At 73.7% G+C, this 16,430-nt stretch carries 14 protein-coding genes and 1 rRNA gene; 7 read left to right on the forward strand and 8 right to left on the reverse strand.

Annotated features, from left to right (window positions below; genetic code table 11):
* Nucleotides 1–236: ribosomal RNA gene (locus BM051_RS20870) — 16S ribosomal RNA — on the reverse strand; the annotation flags it as partial.
* 817 nt (nucleotides 237–1,053) lie between these two features.
* On the opposite strand from BM051_RS20870, the gene BM051_RS20875 reads away from it, so the two are divergent.
* A complete protein-coding gene (locus tag BM051_RS20875; protein WP_092533098.1) occupies nucleotides 1,054–1,980 on the forward strand; it encodes a sensor histidine kinase in 927 nt (308 codons plus the stop codon).
* Nucleotides 1,981–2,357: 377 nt separating this feature from the next.
* On the forward strand, nucleotides 2,358–2,771 hold the full coding sequence (locus tag BM051_RS20880) for an anti-sigma factor antagonist (protein WP_092533101.1): 414 nt from the start codon (nucleotides 2,358–2,360) through the stop codon (nucleotides 2,769–2,771).
* A gap of 10 nt (nucleotides 2,772–2,781) precedes the next feature.
* On the opposite strand, the gene BM051_RS20885 is transcribed toward BM051_RS20880, so the two are convergent.
* A complete protein-coding gene (locus tag BM051_RS20885; RefSeq protein ID WP_092533104.1) occupies nucleotides 2,782–3,183 on the reverse strand; it encodes a phage holin family protein in 402 nt (133 codons plus the stop codon).
* A gap of 51 nt (nucleotides 3,184–3,234) precedes the next feature.
* On the reverse strand, nucleotides 3,235–5,958 hold the full coding sequence (locus tag BM051_RS20890) for a beta-N-acetylglucosaminidase domain-containing protein (protein WP_092533107.1): 2,724 nt from the start codon (nucleotides 5,956–5,958) through the stop codon (nucleotides 3,235–3,237).
* 221 nt (nucleotides 5,959–6,179) lie between these two features.
* On the opposite strand from BM051_RS20890, the gene BM051_RS20895 reads away from it, so the two are divergent.
* From BM051_RS20895 to BM051_RS20905, 3 genes are all read left to right on the forward strand, one after another.
* Entirely contained in the window at nucleotides 6,180–7,466 is a 1,287-nt protein-coding gene (locus BM051_RS20895; RefSeq protein WP_243859677.1) for an erythromycin esterase family protein, read from the forward strand.
* 40 nt (nucleotides 7,467–7,506) lie between these two features.
* The gene (locus tag BM051_RS20900) at nucleotides 7,507–7,932 is read left to right on the forward strand and encodes a four-helix bundle copper-binding protein (protein WP_092533113.1); all 426 of its coding nucleotides are present in this window, start codon (nucleotides 7,507–7,509) and stop codon (nucleotides 7,930–7,932) included.
* Nucleotides 7,933–8,017: 85 nt separating this feature from the next.
* Nucleotides 8,018–8,248, forward strand: a complete 231-nt coding sequence (locus BM051_RS20905) for a hypothetical protein (RefSeq protein ID WP_092533116.1) — start codon at nucleotides 8,018–8,020, stop codon at nucleotides 8,246–8,248.
* A 658-nt stretch (nucleotides 8,249–8,906) separates the two neighbouring features.
* Here the strand turns inward: BM051_RS20905 and BM051_RS20910 are convergent.
* Together BM051_RS20910 and BM051_RS20915 are read right to left on the reverse strand one after the other, a co-directional pair.
* Complete coding sequence (locus BM051_RS20910; protein ID WP_092533119.1) at nucleotides 8,907–9,350, reverse strand: SRPBCC family protein; 444 nt, start codon at nucleotides 9,348–9,350, stop codon at nucleotides 8,907–8,909.
* Nucleotides 9,351–9,397: 47 nt separating this feature from the next.
* Nucleotides 9,398–10,312 carry a ribonuclease Z gene (locus BM051_RS20915; protein WP_092533121.1) on the reverse strand — a complete coding sequence of 305 codons (915 nt, stop codon included), beginning with the start codon at nucleotides 10,310–10,312 and terminating at the stop codon, nucleotides 9,398–9,400.
* Between the two features lie 92 nt (nucleotides 10,313–10,404).
* Between BM051_RS20915 and BM051_RS20920 the strand changes: the two genes are divergently transcribed.
* Nucleotides 10,405–12,738: a glycoside hydrolase family 15 protein gene (locus BM051_RS20920; RefSeq protein WP_092533124.1), complete on the forward strand. Its 2,334-nt coding sequence runs from the start codon at nucleotides 10,405–10,407 to the stop codon at nucleotides 12,736–12,738.
* Nucleotides 12,739–12,762: 24 nt separating this feature from the next.
* Here the strand turns inward: BM051_RS20920 and BM051_RS20925 are convergent, their stop codons facing one another.
* From BM051_RS20925 to BM051_RS20935, 3 genes are all read right to left on the reverse strand, one after another.
* Nucleotides 12,763–13,455: a glycosyltransferase gene (locus tag BM051_RS20925; protein ID WP_092533126.1), complete on the reverse strand. Its 693-nt coding sequence runs from the start codon at nucleotides 13,453–13,455 to the stop codon at nucleotides 12,763–12,765.
* A gap of 25 nt (nucleotides 13,456–13,480) precedes the next feature.
* On the reverse strand, nucleotides 13,481–14,599 hold the full coding sequence (locus BM051_RS20930) for an alpha-amylase family glycosyl hydrolase (RefSeq protein ID WP_341770828.1): 1,119 nt from the start codon (nucleotides 14,597–14,599) through the stop codon (nucleotides 13,481–13,483).
* Between the two features lie 128 nt (nucleotides 14,600–14,727).
* On the reverse strand, nucleotides 14,728–15,120 hold the full coding sequence (locus tag BM051_RS20935) for a hypothetical protein (protein WP_092533132.1): 393 nt from the start codon (nucleotides 15,118–15,120) through the stop codon (nucleotides 14,728–14,730).
* A 179-nt stretch (nucleotides 15,121–15,299) separates the two neighbouring features.
* On the opposite strand from BM051_RS20935, the gene cax reads away from it, so the two are divergent.
* Nucleotides 15,300–16,421: a calcium/proton exchanger gene (gene cax / locus BM051_RS20940; RefSeq protein ID WP_208325987.1), complete on the forward strand. Its 1,122-nt coding sequence runs from the start codon at nucleotides 15,300–15,302 to the stop codon at nucleotides 16,419–16,421.
* Nucleotides 16,422–16,430 lie beyond the last annotated feature (9 nt).

A 16,430-nucleotide genomic window follows, 5' to 3' on the forward strand; every position in this document is an offset into this window, starting at 1 on the left:
CGCGGGCCCATCCCACACCACCCCAAAAGGCTTTCCACCACCCCCCATGCAGGAGACGGTCATATCCGGTATTAGACCCCGTTTCCAGGGCTTATCCCAAAGTGCAGGGCAGGTCACCCACGTGTTACTCACCCGTTCGCCACTCATCCACACCCGAAGATGCTTCAGCGTCCGACTTGCATGTGTTAAGCACGCCGCCAGCGTTCGTCCTGAGCCAGGATCAAACTCTCCAACAATGCTGTCAAGAGTCGACCAATGGCACAAACCATCAATCTCAAAGAAACCCACAAAAAAGGGGCAAAAATCAAACTACTGGCTAAACAAAGCTCACTAGCACACTGTTGAGTTCTCAAACAACACTGAGGTGTTCGTATCTCGTGTTTTCCGCCGGAGTTTCGACTCCACGCCTCCGGCACGGCGACAGCGACGCTCGGTCGTAGTCGACGTTTCTCGAAGGAGATAAGGAGCGGCGCTCCGCGGGGAACACCCACTCTACCACAACGGTGGGAGCTTGGTTCGTATTCCCCCGCCCGGTAACCCGCGCGTCCGGCCCGGCGCTCCGGCCCGTCCGCCCGGTCTCCCTGGCGACGAGGAGAAGATTACCCACCCCCGAGATCCCGATGACAAGGGGGGTCCCCTTGATCGAGAATCCCCAGCTCACCGGGGGTACGGAGCGTCCACGGACGGCGGCCCGGGCGACACCGGGTACGACCACCCGCCGATCCCGGATGTTCCGCCGGCAGGCCGGTCGCGCCGGCGCTCTGGCGACGCCCCCCGAACCACGAGACCAGGCGCGGTGCTTCAGACGACCGCCCCGGTTCGGCGCTGCCGTCGGCCCGCCCGGACGAACGCATGGCCAGTCTTCTGGCCGCGCGCCGCTGACCGCCGTGGGGCGGCGCCGGGACGCCTGAGCTACCCGCCGCCCGCCCCACGGGCCCTTACCAGGTCGGCACGCGGCCGACCCGGAAGCCCAGCGATAGTGTGACGACATGGCTGTTCGGCGCACGACTGTTCCTCGCGGTGGGCCTGCCGAGCCGGAACGGAGGTCCTCCCGTGGGTAGCGGCGACGGAGCCGCCGCGTTCGTCCATCCCGCGCTGCTCTACCGCGGGCAGGACGAGTACCTGGCCGGTACCGTGCCGTTCGTCCTGGACGGGTTGACCGCGGGAGAACCGGTCGCGGTCGCCGTGCCGGGCCCGAACCTCGCGCTGCTCGAGAAGGCGCTGGGACCGGCCGCGACATCGGTCCGGCTGCTCGACATGTCCGAGGCCGGCCGCAACCCGGGTCGGATCCTGCCCGGTGTCCTGTTGCCGTTCGCCAACGCGCACGACGGCAGGGTCCGGATCATCGGCGAACCGATCTGGCCCGGCCGGCGCGCCGCCGAGTACCCGGCCTGCGCCCAGCACGAGGCGCTGATCAACATCGCGTTCCGGGGCCGCCCCGCCACCATCCTCTGCCCCTACGATGTCGAACGCCTCGATCCCGCGGTGGTGACGGAGGCGGCCGCCACCCATCCCGTCCTGGTGAACGGCACCGGTGAGCTGCCCAGCACCCGCTACGACCCGATGAGTGTCGTCCACGGCTGGAACCGTCCCCTGGAGCGGCCGCCGGATGTGCCGACCCGGTCGTTCACCGTCGACACCCTCCGTGCCCTCCGCCGGTTCGCGGTGGACCGGGCCGCGGCGCTGGGCCTGCCGGAACCGCGGCACGCGGATCTCGCCCTCACCGTCGCCGAGCTGGGCACCAACAGCGTGCTGCACGGCGGTGGCTCGGGCGAGCTGGCGATCTGGGCCGACGACGACCACGTCGTGTGCGATGTCACCGACGCCGGCCACCTGGCCGATCCCCTGGCCGGCCGCGTTCCCGTCGCACCCGACCAGCCCGGCGGGCGTGGCCTGCTCCTGGTCAACCAGCTGGCCGACCTCGTCCGTACCCACACCGCCGCCGACCACACCACGGTCCGCGCCTACTTCCGACGCTGACGCGATCTCGTCGTACCACGATCCGGTCACGAGCGGGCGAACTCGCGGCGCCCATCCCCGGCCGGGAATCACCATCCCCCAGGAATTCATCGCCGGGGCCAGCCCGCACGGTGCGCCCCTCGCGGCTGAGCTGCGCTTCTCACGCGCGAACCGGACCGCGTCGGCCCGATGCCCGCATACCCGCGATTAATCGGCCCAAACGCGGAAGGTGCCCGTCCGAGGTCCACCTCGCGGGCGGTTGTCCGCGTGCTCCGAACGGCCTACCGTCGAGGAGGTCCGCCGGTTGAGCCGACAGCCGCAGGGGACGCCGCGTCGGCTACGCGCAGCGCCCAGCCGTGGCATCCCCGTCCAGGAGGTACTCACGGCAGGAGGCAGCAATGACGACACTGTCCGACTACACGGCGTCCGAGCACACCGTCCAGTTGTCCCCCATCGCGGTGGGCCTGTTGCGGGCGAGCACCGAACGGATCGGCCCCGTCTGCGTGGTCAGGGTCGAAGGGGAGGTGGATCTCGGCAGCGCCGAGGTCCTGCGATCCGCGGTCGACGAGGCGCTGGCGGCGGAGCCGGACGGGCTGGTCGTCGACCTCTCGGCCGTCCGGTTCCTCGGGTCCACCGGGCTGTCGATCCTGGTGCACGCCTATGACACGCTGCGCCAGCGCGGGGCGGGCACCCGCATCGTCGCGACGCGCCGCGAGGTGCTGCGCCCGCTGCAGCTCACCGGGCTCAGCGACGTCATGCCGGTCCATCCCACCACCGGTCGCGCGCTGCGCGACGTGCGGCGGCCGGCCTGACGTTGCGCGCTCAGCGGGACTGGCGCTGCCGGTCCCGACCGATCGATCTGGCGTGCAACGGAACGGTGAGCACGAAGCTCACCACCGCGACGATGATCGCGCCCCAGAAGCCGGGCCAGAACCCCGTGACGGTGAACGGTAGGCCGAGTTCCCCCGCGGCCCACGCGGTGAACCAGAACAGCAGCCCGTTCACCACCAGCCCGATCAACCCGAGCGTGAGCAGGTAGAACACGCAGCCGACAACCTTGATCAACGGCTTGAGCACGGCGTTGACCAAGCCGAACAGCACCGCGACGCCGACAAGGGTGCCGATCCTGGCCGCGGTCGAGCCCGCCAGCAGGTCCACGCCGGGCAGCACCGTCGACACCCATACGGCCACCGCCGTGGCGAGGACTCGGTACAGGAACTCCACGTGCCCAGCGTGGCACACGACGCCCGAGGTGGCTCGCCAGGCTGGCCGGCCTCAGCGGGTCGCCGTCACGCACCCTGCCGGCACGGCCTGGCACACGGCCGTGTCGAACAGATCGACGGCGGCGGCGGTCACGACGTCCGTGTCCAGCCCGTCGTCGCCGAGGAACAGCCCGATCCGGGGCGCGGGCGCGGTGCCCTCGACCATGGCGTCACCGGTGCGGTACCCGAACAGGGTGGCCTTGGCCTCGTCACCGGGAAGGCCCGCGGCGCGCTCGGCCGCCGGTGCCGGCACCCCCCACCGCACCCGGTCCGGGCCCGTGTACACGGTGACCTCGCCGGTGTGACCGCCGGCGAGCGGGCTGGCCGGGTCGGTGATGACGACCGAGTCCACCCGCCAGGTCTCCCCCACCTCGGCCGCCATGCCCAGATCGTCGAACACGAACGACTCCCACGTCAGCACCGGCACCGGGGCCACGGTGAACTTCGTGCCCACGTCGCCGGAGATCGCGGTGGACGAGATCACCACCAACGCCTTGCCGTCGGCGTCCGCGCTCGTGGTGTCCGCGGCCGCCTTCACCTCGACCGGCAGGCCCAGCTCCTCGAGCCGGTGCCGCACCGCGACGTCGCCCACGGCGTCCACCGTGCCGACCACCAGCAGCGCGGGGTCGGGGGCACCGACCGTCCGCCGCACCGGAGCGGAGCGCACGGCCGTCCCGTCGGCGGCGACCGCCCGCGCGGTGAGCACGTGCCGCGCGGCGGCCGGATCGGGCCAGTCCAGCCGGTAGGGCCCCTGGTCGGCCCTCCCGACGAGCCGGTCGCCGGAGTAGAACTCCACATGATCGATGGGCACCGCCCCCGAGCGGACGCCGGCGGTGAGGGTCAGCCCGCCGGTGCCGTCCGGGGTCGCCTCCAGCGTGACCACCCGACTCGCGGCGGACACCCGGTCCAGGAACGGCCGCATCACCTCCGGTGCCACCCGCTGGTAGACGGTCCGTGCGGTGGCCGTGGCCGTGTCCCGGACCACCCGTTGCCGCCACGCCGTGGTGTCGTCCCCACGGAGCAGCGCGGCCAACTCGCGGGTGCTGGCCTCGCCGGCGACGCCGTACCACCGGAGCTTGGTCAGCCACGGCTCGGCCTGCTCGACGAACGCCGGATTCCCCATGCCCTCGCGCAGCCGGGCCGGCGCCACGGCCATGGCACCGAACCACTCCTCCAGCGCGCGGGCCGCCGGACCGGCGACACCGCGCTCGTGCTCGGCCCAGAACGCGTCGATCCGCGCGCTCAGCTCCGGCGCGGGGGTCGGGTCCAGCAGGGAACCACGGTTGGCGTCGGCGAACACCCGCAGCGACTCGGCCGCGCCCCCGCCGACCAGCCGCAGCGCCGTGCGCCACGACTGCTCGGGACGGTACCCGCCGGCGTTCCACGCGTAGTCGGCGGCGGTCACCAGGCCCAGCGCGGACGGCTCCGACTCGACCATCGGGTTCGCGGTCAGACCGTGCACGCCGGCCCGGTGCAGTGTGGCGGACCGCCCGACCAGCGGGCCGAGGAACAGCCGGCGCGGATCGAAGTCGTTGACCGGAAAGTTGTCCCACAGCAGCAGGTCGTGCCGGAACACGGCGTGCGCGGCCGCCGCGTCGGCCTCGTCCACGGTCGCGGACACCACCTCGGGACCGGTCCAGTACACCAGCACGCCGGGCTCGACCAGCTCGCCGAACCGGCGCTGGTAGGTCGATCCCGCGGCGCCGGCGTACTCGGTGGGCACGGTGACCAGCGGGCCCGCCTCCGGCCGCCCGGCGAGGAAGGCGCGGCGGAACTCGGCCAGCAGGTGCGCCTGCGCGGCGGCCAGCGGTGCCGGGTCCGTCCCGAACCGACGCTCGTCCTCCGCGCAGTGCAATCCGCCGCCGATGTCGTCGAAGAACAGCGCGAAGCGCCGCACCCCGCGCTCCCACAGCGCCTCCGCCTTCGCGGTCAGCGCGGCGAGGTCGGCCGGTGCGGAGTGGCAGACGTCCAGCCCCGGCGACACCGCGAACACGAACCGCACGTGCCGGCTCGCGGCGTGCGCCGCCACCTCGCCGAGCTCACGCAGCCGTTGCTCGGGGTAGGGCTCGCGCCAGCGCTCTCGGTGGTAGGGGTCGTCCTTGGCGGCGTAGACGTAGGTGTTCAGCTTCGTCGCCGCCGCGCGGTCCAGCTGCCGGATCCGGTCCGCTGTGCTCCACAGTGGACCGTAGAATCCCTCGACGACGCCGCGCCAGGCCATGGTGGGCCAGTCCCGCACGTCGAGCGACGGAAGCAGGCTCACCGGGCCGCGGCGGGCGAGCACCTGCCGCAGCGTCTGCACCGCGTGGAAGGTGCCGACGCCGTCCACCCCGGCGAGCACCAGCCGGCCGGGCCGGGCGGCGAGCACGTAGCCCTCGGCCGGGAGCCCGGCCGGGCCGGCGACCCGCATCCGGCGCAACGCGTCCGACGACTCCCGGGAGTCGTCGAGCCACACGGTGAGCGGGGCGGGACCGCCGGACAGCACCACGCGCGCGCCCGCCGCCCGCAGCACCGCCTCCAGCTCGCGGGCGGCGGCCGGGTCGGTGGCGGGGCCACGGACCACCGCGACCACCGGCGGCACCGGAAACGCACCCCCGCGGGGGGTGATCGACCGCGGCGTCGGGAGCACGTCGGGCACCGGGACGGCGGCCTCGGCGGCGGGCTCGGATACGGGAGCGGCGCTGGCCACCGGTGCCGGGACCACGAGCAGGACCACGGCGAGCAGGACGCGGAACACCATCGGGCCGACCTCCTGGCGGCGACGAACGAGCAGTCATGCTCGCTGGGAGGAGCTGACCGAGTCAAGGTCCATCAGGTTGACGGTTCACGCTCCCTGAGCTCCGATCCGAGCGCCGGCGGCGAGCGCGACCCGCGGAACTCGCGCTCGGGCAGGTGTGGACCCGCCCGCCGGGGGCTATCCCAGCTCGGACGGCAGCCGCACCCCGTGGCATGGAGGATGGCGTGGACACGACGGCGGACGACGTGCGGCGGGACGCGCTCCCGCTGCACGGCCAGGAGGACCTCGACCCGCTGCTGGCCCGCGTCGGCGACGCCCGGCACGTGCTGATCGGCGAGGCGTCCCACGGCACGTCCGAGTTCTACCGGTGGCGCGCCGAGCTGACCCGGCGGCTGATCGCCGAGCACGGCTTCTCGTTCGTCGCCGTGGAGGGCGACTGGCCGGACTGCCACCGGCTGCACTGCTGCGTGGCCGGCGCGCCGGAGGTCCCCGGCGACCCCGCCGAGGTGCTGCTCGGCTTCGATCGCTGGCCGCGCTGGATGTGGGCCAACGAGGAGGTCCTGGAGTTCGCGCGGTGGCTGCGCGCGTTCAACGCCCGGCGGGACGGCCCGCCGGTGGGCTTCCACGGCCTGGACGTGTACAGCCTGTGGGACTCGCTGCGCGCGGTGCTCGGCTACCTGCGCGAGCACGAGCCCGAGCACGTCGACACCGCGCTCGCGGCGTTCCGTTGCTTCGAGCCGTACCGGGAGGACCCGCAGGCGTACGGCTTCGCCAGCACCGTGGTGCCGGACACCTGTGTCGACGAGGTGGTGCGGCTGCTGCGGCGGCTGCGCGAGCAGGTCGACGACCTGCCGGCGGCCGGGCTCGACCCGCGGTTCGTCGCCCGGCAGAACGCCGAGGTGGTGGCCGGCGCCGAGCGGTACTACCGGGAGATGGTGCGCGGCGACCGGCGGTCGTGGAACGTCCGCGACCACCACATGACCGACACGCTGGACCGGCTGCTCGAGGCGTACGGGCCAGGAGCGAAGTCGGTGGTGTGGGCGCACAACACCCACGTCGGCGACGCGCGGGCCACCGACATGGCCGCCGCCGGGCTGGTCAACATCGGCCAGCTGGCGCGGGAGCGGTACGGCGCGGGCGACGTGGCCCTGGTCGGGTTCGGCACCTACGAGGGCAGCGTCATCGCGGGGGACTTCTGGGGCGGCCCGCAGCGCCGGATGGCGGTGCCCGAGGCCGGGGCGGGCAGTCTGGAAGCACTGCTGCACGAGGTCGGAACCGACGTGTTGATCCTGCTCGACGCACCGCGCGGGTGGGCGGGGCAGGTGCGCGGGCACCGGGCCATCGGGGTCGTCTACGACCCGCGTCGCGAGCGGCGCGGCAACTACGTGCCCACCGTGCCGGCCCGCCGCTACGACGCGTTCCTGTTCTGCGACCGCACCTCGGCGCTGCGGCCGCTGCACGCCACCGAGCCCGTTCCGGGCGAGGCGGAGACCTACCCCACCGGCCAGTAGCTCCGGTGGGGCGCCGTTCCATTGATTCGAGGAGGACCAGATGACCCGAGCACTGCGGATGCTGGAGACCCACCCGGCCGAGCTGGGCGGTGTCGATCCCGCGGCGATCGTCGCCTGCATCGAGGAGTGCCTGTCCTGCGCGCAGGCGTGCACCGCGTGCGCGGACGCCTGCCTCGGCGACGCGAACCCGGAGCGGCTGATCGGCTGCGTGCGGGCGAACCTCGACTGCGCCGACGTGTGCGAGACGACGGCGCGGGTGGTGTCCCGCCGCTCGGGTTCGCCGGACCTCACGGCGGCGCTGCTGGCGGCCTGCGAGCAGGCCTGCCGCGGCTGCGCCGCCGAGTGCGAGCGGCACGGCGGGGACCACCCGCACTGCGCGGTGTGCGCCGAGGCGTGCCGCACCTGCGAGGACGCCTGCCAGCAGCTGCGCGAGCACCTGGGGACGACGGGGCGAGCGCCGGCATAGTGCGCGCCGTGCTGGGTATCCCGGGACGGGCCACGCCGAGGGCTCGCGTGGCCGGCGTGAAGCGAACGACCGAAAGGAGCACCCGGTGGCAGGTGAACCGGCCAGCCCGGCCAAGGACAAGAACTACAACCTGGTGAGCGTCCTGCGGGACTCGCTGCACTACATCTGGCAGCTGGAGACCTACATCGCCGACGCGGAGCAGCAGGGCGACACCGAGCTCGCCGAATGGTTCCGCAGGATCCAGGAGAACAACCGGAAGGCCGGTGAGCAGGGCAAGCGGCTGCTGGTCCAGCGGCTGTCGGCCGAGGAGACCTGAACCGGCGAGCGGTGAGCGACACCGTCGGGCGGGCCGCAGTGACGCGGTCCGCCCGACGTGTTCGGTGGCGCGGCGGTCACCGGAAGAGCGGTCAGGGGAGACTTCGGCTGGCCAAGGCGGGCGCGCCGCCGTCGGGGCGGAGAAGGCGCTCTCCCCGACCGTCCACTCCGGACCTCGTCCCGTGGCGGCCGGTCACATCCGTGCGATGGCCGAGGGACGGGACCACCTGCTCGGCAGGACCCTCGTCGGCACCGTGCGGCTCGACACCGTCGCAACTCGACGCGACTCGACACCGTGCGGCTCGGCGCAGCTCGACCCGGCAGCCCAGTCCGCCTGCCGACTCGAGCCCGGCCGAGCCGGTCAGCCGGACTGGGTGTCCTCCTTGTCGAGCGGGAGGTCACTGAGCCCGACGGCCCCGGTCGTGCTGGTCTCGTCCGGATCCCCCGGCTCGGAGCTGTACCGCTCCTGCGGATCGGGCTCATCCTGGAATCCTGGAACTCGAGCCCGGCACCGCCCTCCTCCAGCGACGTCCGGCTCGCGTCGTCCTCAACCAACCGGCGCAGGTACTCGCCCTGATCGCCGTGCTCACGCTGGTCGTCGTGCCGCTCTCGGTCCACGCCACCGGCTGCCCGGGCCCGACCGGGACGCCAACCCCGGATCAGAGCCAGCCGCGCTGGTCGTCCGCGGCCGCCACGTCGGTCTCGGCGGCGGCCAGGTGGGTGATCGCGGCGACCGTGCGCTCCAGCTCCCGCTGCACCCGCTCGCCGTCGGCGTGCCCGGTGTGCAGCGCGACGTGCACCTCGGCCGCGTCCGGGCCACGTTCCTCGACCCGCAGCTCACCGTGGTACTCGTCGTCCTCCGCACCCCACGACAGCGCGCGCCGCTCCGGGTCACGGCGCAGCCACGCCTCCTCCTCGACGTGCCGGTGCGCCAGCTCGGCCTCCACGTGCACCGCGTCCCCACCCTCCGGCTCCGCCGTGTCCTTGGGCTCCGCCGTGGTCACGCGAGGGAAGTACTTCGGCAGGTTGCGCGGCTCGGCGACGAACGCGAACACCTGGTCCGCCGGTAGCTCGACCGGCGCGGAGTACCGGTAGTCACCCATGGTGAGGGGGTAGCCCCGGCACCTCGGCGGCAAACCCGCGCCGGGGATCACCGGCGTGCCGGCACCGGCACCCTGAGCAGGTCCTCCGCGACCACCACCTCGCCGCCGAACACCGCCGCGGCCTCGTCGTGAAACCGTGCCGGCTCCGTGTAGCGCTGCGAGAAGTGCGTCAACACCAGCCGCCGCACACCGCACTCCGCGGCGACCCTGCCGGCCTGTGACGCGGTGAGGTGCCCGTACTCGGCGGCCAGCGCGGCGTCCTCGGCGAGGAAGGTCGACTCGATCACCAGCAGGTCGGCCCGCTCCGCCAGCGCGAACACCGCGTCGCAGAGCCGGGTGTCGAGCACGAACGCGAACCGCTGCCCCGGCCGCGGCTCGCTGACCTCCGCCACGTCGACCCGCCGCCCGGCCACCTCCAGCGACCCGGCCCGCCGCAGCCGCCCGATGTCCGGGCCGGCGATGCCGAGCCGTGCCAACCGGTCGGGCAGCATCCGCCGGCCGTCCGGCTCCACCAACCGGTAGCCGTGGGAGTCGATCCGGTGGTCCAACCGCCGCGCCTCCAACGTGCCGAACGGCCCGGTCGCCACCGGGCCGTCCCCTTCGACCGGCTCCTCCCGCAGCTCCGCCACCTCGTGGTACACCGCCGCGTACCGCAGCCGGTGGAAGTACTCCCGGCCCGACGCCGGGTAGTGCGCGACGACCGGATGCGGCACCCGGTCTAGGGACAGCCGCTGCACGACACCGGGCACCCCGAGGCAATGGTCGCCATGGAAGTGGCTGACGCAGATCCGGTGCACGTCGTGCGCGCTCACCCCGGCGAGCAGGAACTGGCGCTGGGTGCCTTCCCCCGGGTCGAACAGCAGTCCGGTGCCGTCCCAGCGGAGCAGGTAGCCGTTGTGGTTGCGGAACCGCGTCGGCGCCTGGCTCGCGGTGCCCAGCACGACCAGCTCGCGATTCGACATCCCGGTCACCATAGCCGCGCGGGTGTGCCCACGCGGCCCGGCGGGTACTGGGAGCCGGGAGAGAGGGACGACGTCGGGACCGGGAGGTCACCATGTTCGACTGGCGCGGTGCCCTGCTACGCCGGCTGGCCCGCCGTTTCCACATCGGGGACGACATCCTGCGGCACCTGTCGACGTTCCAGCGGCTGGGCCAGCGCTTCGAGATCGAGGCGCCCGCGGAGATGCTGCCGGTGGGCGCGCGGACCCTGGCCAGGGCACTGCGCACCCGAGCCGCGCCGCAGATCCGCCCCGACTGGGTGTGGCCGTACTGGTTGCAGCGGCAGCTCGACCCGACGTCGCCGTCGTTCGTGCCGCGCGGGCACCTGCCGTTCGCCACGAACATGACCCACCGCAACTGGACCGCGGTCGGCAACCCGGGCTCGCCGTGGGAGGCCATCGTCGACCCGGCGGGCCTGGTGACCCCGGCGCCGGACTCCTGGTCGCTGGACTGGTGGGTGGGCACCGGCGACGGCACCTGGGTGCTGCCGAGCCAGCTACGGGCCCCCGAGCAGCGCCTCGCCGGCGGGGTGCCGATCGTGGAGACCGTGGTGCGGCTCGGCGACGATTCCGAGGCTCCCGAGGCGGCCGTGCAACGCGTCTACGCCACCAAGGACGCCGGCGGCGAGGTGGTCGTCGTCGAGGTCGACAACACGAGCGACCGCCCACTGGAGATCGCGTTCGCGCTGCGGCCGTACAACCCGGAGGGGCTCGCCGTCGTCGAGGACCTGCGGGTGGAGCGGGACCGAATCCTGGCCGACGGCGCACCGGCCGTCCTGCTGCCCGAGCCGCCCGAGCGGGTCGCCGCGTCCACCTACCTCGACGGCGACTGCCTGCACCAGGTCACGTCGGGTGCGCGGGGGGAGCCGCCGGTGTCCGTGCACGACCCGGCCGGGCTGGCGCAGGCGGCCGCGGTCTACCGCCTCGCCCCCGGTGAGCGGGTGGTGGCCGGCGTCCCGCTGGCACCCGGACCGGCGTCCCGCACCCGGCACACCGCCGCGGCCGCCACGGTCCGCGCGGCCGACTCCGGCGAGGTCCGGCGGCGGTGGCAACGCGACCTCGACCGCGGGATGCGGGTCCGGCTGCCCGACCGGGGCCTGCAGGAGGCCGTCGACGCCAACCGCGCCTACCTGCTGTTGCTGCACGACCCCGGCAGCATCACCGCCGGGCCGGCGACCTACCACCGGTTCTGGTTCCGCGACGCCGCCTACCAGGTCGTCGCGCTCGACCGGTGGGGGCTGCACGAGGAGGCCGCCGACGTGCTGGTGAGCTACCCCGACCGGCAACGCCACGACGGGTTCTTCTACAGCCAGTGGCGGGAGTGGGACGCCAACGGCGCCGCCATCTGGGCCATCGCCGAGCACCACCGGCTCACCGGCGACGAGGAGCTACTCCGGCGGCTGCTGCCGTGCGTGCGCCGCGGGGTGAACTGGATCGACCGCACCCGGCGGGAGCACCGGACCGAGCGCGGGGAGCTGCGCGGCCTGCTACCGGCCGGCGTGTCCGCCGAGCACCTCGGCCCGTTCGACTACTACTACTGGGACGACTTCTGGTGCCTGCGCGGCCTCGTCGACGGCGCGGAGCTGGCCGAGCACGCCGGCAACGCCCAGGCCGCGGCGGCGATCCGGGCCACGGCCGAGGAGTTCCGCGCGGACATACTGGCCTCGATCGAGGCCGCGCTCGCCGGCGAGGACGAGCGGTTCATCCCCGCTGGGCCCTACCGGGGCGTCGACGCCGGCATGATCGGCTCGCTGGTGGCCTGCGCGCCGCTGCGCCTGCTCGACCCGGACGACCCGCTGGTCGCCGGCACGGTCGACCAGATCCGCCGGCGCTACACCCTCGGCGACGCCTTCTACCAGGCGATCGCGCACACCGGTCTGGGCACCTACCTCACCCTGCAGCTCGCGTTCGTGGAGCTGGCCCGGCACGACCCCGTGGCGTGGCGAAGGGTGCGCTGGCTGCTCGACGTGGCCACCCCCACCCACACCTGGCCCGAGGCGATCCATCCGCGGATGGGCGGGGGCTGCATGGGCGACGGGCACCACGGCTGGGCGGCCGCCGACCTCCTCAACGTCATGCGCGAGGTGCTGGTGACCGAGGACCGCCAGGACGGCCTCGCCCTGCTCCCGGTACTGCCGCCGGAGTGGCGCGGCCAGGAGGTCGAGGTGCGCGAGGCGCCCACGCACGCCGGCCGGCTGTCCTACCGGCTGTGGTGGGAGGGCACGACCCCCTGCCTGGAATGGCAGTGGCACGACCGGCACGACCGGCACGAGGGTCGTGGGCGGCTGCGCGCCCCGGGGCTCGACCCCGGCTGGTCCACCACGGAGCCGGTGGGCAAGGTCCGGCTGGCCGGCGCCGACAGTTCGTCGAGCTCGCGCTCCCGAACGTAGATCTCGCCGTCCCGAACGTCGATCTCAGCGGCGCCGGCTGACTCGGCGCCGGGCGGCCCGGATCCGGCCGGTCACCCAGTACCGCGCGTACTCCCCCACCGCGGTCAGCAACATGCCCACCTTGCCGAGGAACCCCACCATCGGGTTGGCCGCCTTCTCCTCCTTGGTGCGGTGGAACATGCCGTCGAGCACGAACGCGATGACCGGAACGTCGGCGTCGGCCGCGCGCGAGTTGAGCGCGGCCTCCACCCGGTAGCCGCGGACGTCGGCGGGGTCCAGCGAGGTGAACAGCGTGCGGCGCAGCGCGCGCTCCCCGCTCAGCCGGGGCAGCAGGTGCAGGAACACCCGGTTCAGCACCGGGCCGCGGTCGAACAGCCCGATGGCCATTCCGGCCCGGTCCGCGCGCACCGCGCGGACCAGCCGGTCGACGTGGTCCGGGCGCAGCCCGGTGAGGTCGGCGTCCAGGAAGACCACGACCTCGGCGCCGGTCGCGGCGACCCCGGCCCGCATCGCCTCGCCCTTGCCCCGGCCGGGCCCGGCGACCACACTGGCCCCGCGCCGGGCGGCGACGGGCGCCGTGTCGTCGGTGGAGCCGTCGTCGACGACGAGCACCTCGTCGACGCATTCGGCGGCCCGTGCCGCGTCGACGACATCGCCGACGGTGCTGCTTTCGTTCACTGCGGGAATGATCGCGGCGGTCCTCGGTTCCGTCACCACGGTCGGGTACCCAGCCGGCGTGGAATCACCCGGTCGGGGTCGAGAGCCACACCGCCGCGTCCGGTGGCAGCGTGTCGTCGACTAGGGGGACGCTGGCCAACAGGACCTCGCCGGCGGGCAGTGCCCCGCCGGGCACCGGTGCCGGGCCGAGGTTCACCGCGCAGCGGAATCCCGGCTCGCGGGCGAACAGCAACACCCCGGGTGGCGCGTCCAGCCAGCGCAGTGTGCCGGCACCGAGCGCGGGGTGCTCGCGGCGGATGCGCAGCGCGGCGCGATACAGCTCCAGCATCGCGTGCCGGTCGCCGGTCTGCGCCTCGACCGTGTGGTCCTTCCACTCGCGCGGTTGCGGCAGCCACGGGACGGTGCCGCCGGGACCGAAGTCGAACGGGGGCGCGTCGCCCGCCCACGGCAGCGGCACCCGGCAGCCGTCCCTGCCGCGGACGGTGTGGCCGGAACGCTCCCAGGTCGGGTCCCGCAGCACCTCCTCCGGCAGGTCCGCGACCTCCCACAGGCCCAGCTCCTCGCCCTGGTACAGGTAGGCGCTGCCGGGCAGGGCGAGCATCAGCAGCACGGCGGCGCGGGCGCGGCGCAGGCCCAACCCCAGGTCGACGGGCTCGGTCGCCTCCCGCCTCGGGCCGTGCCCGCTGGTGTGCCGGCGGCCGTAGCGGGTCACGTGCCGGGTGACGTCGTGGTTGGACAACACCCACGTCGCCGGTGCGCCCACCGCGTGCAGCGCCCGCAGGCTCTCCTCGATGATGGCGCGGAGCCGGTCCGGGTGCCAGGAGCAGCGCAGGAAGTCGAAGTTGAAGGCGGTGTGCGGCTCGTCCGGCCGCGCGTAGCGGGCCAGCCGCCGGGGGTGGTCCACCCACGCCTCGGCGACGAACATCAGCTGCCCCGGGTAGGCGTCGACCACGTCCCGCCACTCGCGGTAGATCTCGTGCACCTCGTCGCGGTCCCAGTGGGGATGGTCGGCCCGGTCCGGCGGCTCGGTGAGGTCCTCGCGGTCGACGCCGAGGTCGGGCAGGTCCGGGTGCTTGGCCACACCGTGCGCGACGTCCACCCGGAAGCCGCCGACGCCGCGGTCCAGCCAGAACCGCAGGACATCGAGGAACTCGGCGCGGACCTCCGGGGTCGCCCAGTTCAGGTCCGGCTGCTCCGCGGCCCGTCGGCGTCGGCGAAGCTGCGCAGGTACACCTCGTAGATCACGGCCTCGCGCCACCACACCACCGAGTTCCGGTCCATGTCCCCCTCCGACGATGGGTCGGAAGCGGTTCAGCGCTCGTCGCGGTCGTCGTCGGGGTTGGCCCTCCGCTCGGCCCCGGTGGTTTCCTCGCTCCCCGGGTCGGAGCCGGCGACCCGGCCGACGTAGACGTCGTTCGGGGTCGGTCCGGTGGTGCTGTGCTGGTCGGCGTCACTCGGGTCGGGCCGTCCCCCGGTCGCCCGCGGACCGGCCTGCTCGTGGTCGACGACCATCGACCCGCCGGCGTCCTCGCGGCGGCCACGCTGCCGGCCGAACACCGGCCAGACGAGCAGGGCGACCAGCGCCACCAGGAACCCGAGCCAGGTCAGCCACGGCACCCCGACCCCGAGGCCGATCCCCACCAGCACCGCGCCGAGCAGAACGCCGAGCGCGATCGACACCTGGATCCTCCGTTGCACGGACATCTCGGCTGCCCTCCCATGTCGTGCCCTCCGAGTTCCCGGCCACGCCAGGCGCTAACCCCGCCGGACCACGTGTTCGTCCCGGCCCACCGGCTGGCACGGTGTCGAGCAGGACCTCCGGTTTCGCCACGAACGCGCCCGGGTAGTTCTGCCGCGGCACCGCACCGGACAGGGGTGACGTCGTGAGTGGACAGTCGGGCAGCGTCGTCGGGCGGCTGGGACTGCGGGGCCGAGACCTGCGGATCCTGGGGCTGTGCGCCGCCGCCGTGCTCGCCACCGTGCTCGTCCGGGCGGTCGACGTCGGGCACATCGTCCCGTTCGCGGTCAGCGCGGTGGCGCTGGCGCTGCTGGCCCGGCTGATCGGGCTGGGCGTGGACGCCCTCGGCGACCGGCTCGGCGCCGGGCTGACCGGCGTCGTGCAGAGCGCCTTCGGCAACCTGCCCGAGCTGTTCGTCGTGCTGTTCGCGCTGCACGCCGGGCTGGTCGGGGTGGTGCAGGCGGCGATCGTGGGCTCGATCCTGGCCAACGTGCTGCTCGTCCTGGGACTGGCGTTCCTGGTCGGCGGGCTGCGGCACGGGCCGCAACGGTTCGCCGCCGGCTCGGCCAGGCTGACGGCGCTGATGCTGGTGCTCGCGGTGGCGGCGCTGCTGGTCCCCGCGCTCACCGCGGCCCTGCACAGCCCCGCCGCCGGGCACGAGGTCGAGCTGTCCCGGGTGGTGGCCGTCGTCCTGCTGGTCCTGTTCGCGCTGTCCGTGCCGGTCACCTCGCGCCGGCCGGAGCCGCCCACCCGCCCGGAGGGCGCCGAGGGTGCGGTTGCCGAGGCCGCGCCCGAGCACCGCCCGCACTGGCCGCTGGCGGTGGCGCTGGGCGTGCTCGCCGTCGCCGGCGTCGGCGCCGGGTTCGTGTCCGAGTGGTTCGTCGACGCGCTGGAGCCGGCGATCTCCGCGCTGCACCTGAGCCAGGCCTTCGCCGGTCTCGTCGTGGTCGCCATCGCCAGCAACGCGGTGGAGAACGTGGTGGGCGTGCAGCTCGCCTGGCAGAACCGGCCGGACTACGCCCTGGCGGTGATCCTGCAGAGCCCGCTGCAGATCGCGCTCGTGCTCGCGCCGGTGTTGGTGCTGGTCGCGCCGCTGATCGGGGCCGCGTCGTTCACCCTGGTGCTGCCGCCGCTGCTCATCGCGGCGCTGGTCCTGGCCGTGGTGGTCACCATCATCGTCGTCCTCGACGGCGAATCCACCTGGTTCGAGGGCGCCGCCCTCATCGCGCTGTACGCGATCATCGCCACCGCGTTCTGGTGGGGCTGAGCCTTCTGA

The organism is Amycolatopsis arida (assembly GCF_900115565.1).
GTDB classification, from domain to species: Bacteria; Actinomycetota; Actinomycetes; order Mycobacteriales; family Pseudonocardiaceae; genus Yuhushiella; species Yuhushiella arida.

Coding starts and splice junctions, on each gene's coding strand:
- BM051_RS20880 (WP_092533101.1), top strand. CDS start 2,358: ATGACGACACTGTCCGACTACACGGCGTCCGAGCACACCGTCCAGTTG.
- BM051_RS20915 (WP_092533121.1), bottom strand. CDS start 10,312: ATGTCGAATCGCGAGCTGGTCGTGCTGGGCACCGCGAGCCAGGCGCCG.
- BM051_RS20935 (WP_092533132.1), bottom strand. CDS start 15,120: ATGTCCGTGCAACGGAGGATCCAGGTGTCGATCGCGCTCGGCGTTCTG.
- BM051_RS20890 (WP_092533107.1), bottom strand. CDS start 5,958: ATGGTGTTCCGCGTCCTGCTCGCCGTGGTCCTGCTCGTGGTCCCGGCA.
- BM051_RS20900 (WP_092533113.1), top strand. CDS start 7,507: ATGACCCGAGCACTGCGGATGCTGGAGACCCACCCGGCCGAGCTGGGC.
- BM051_RS20910 (WP_092533119.1), bottom strand. CDS start 9,350: ATGGGTGACTACCGGTACTCCGCGCCGGTCGAGCTACCGGCGGACCAG.
- BM051_RS20920 (WP_092533124.1), top strand. CDS start 10,405: ATGTTCGACTGGCGCGGTGCCCTGCTACGCCGGCTGGCCCGCCGTTTC.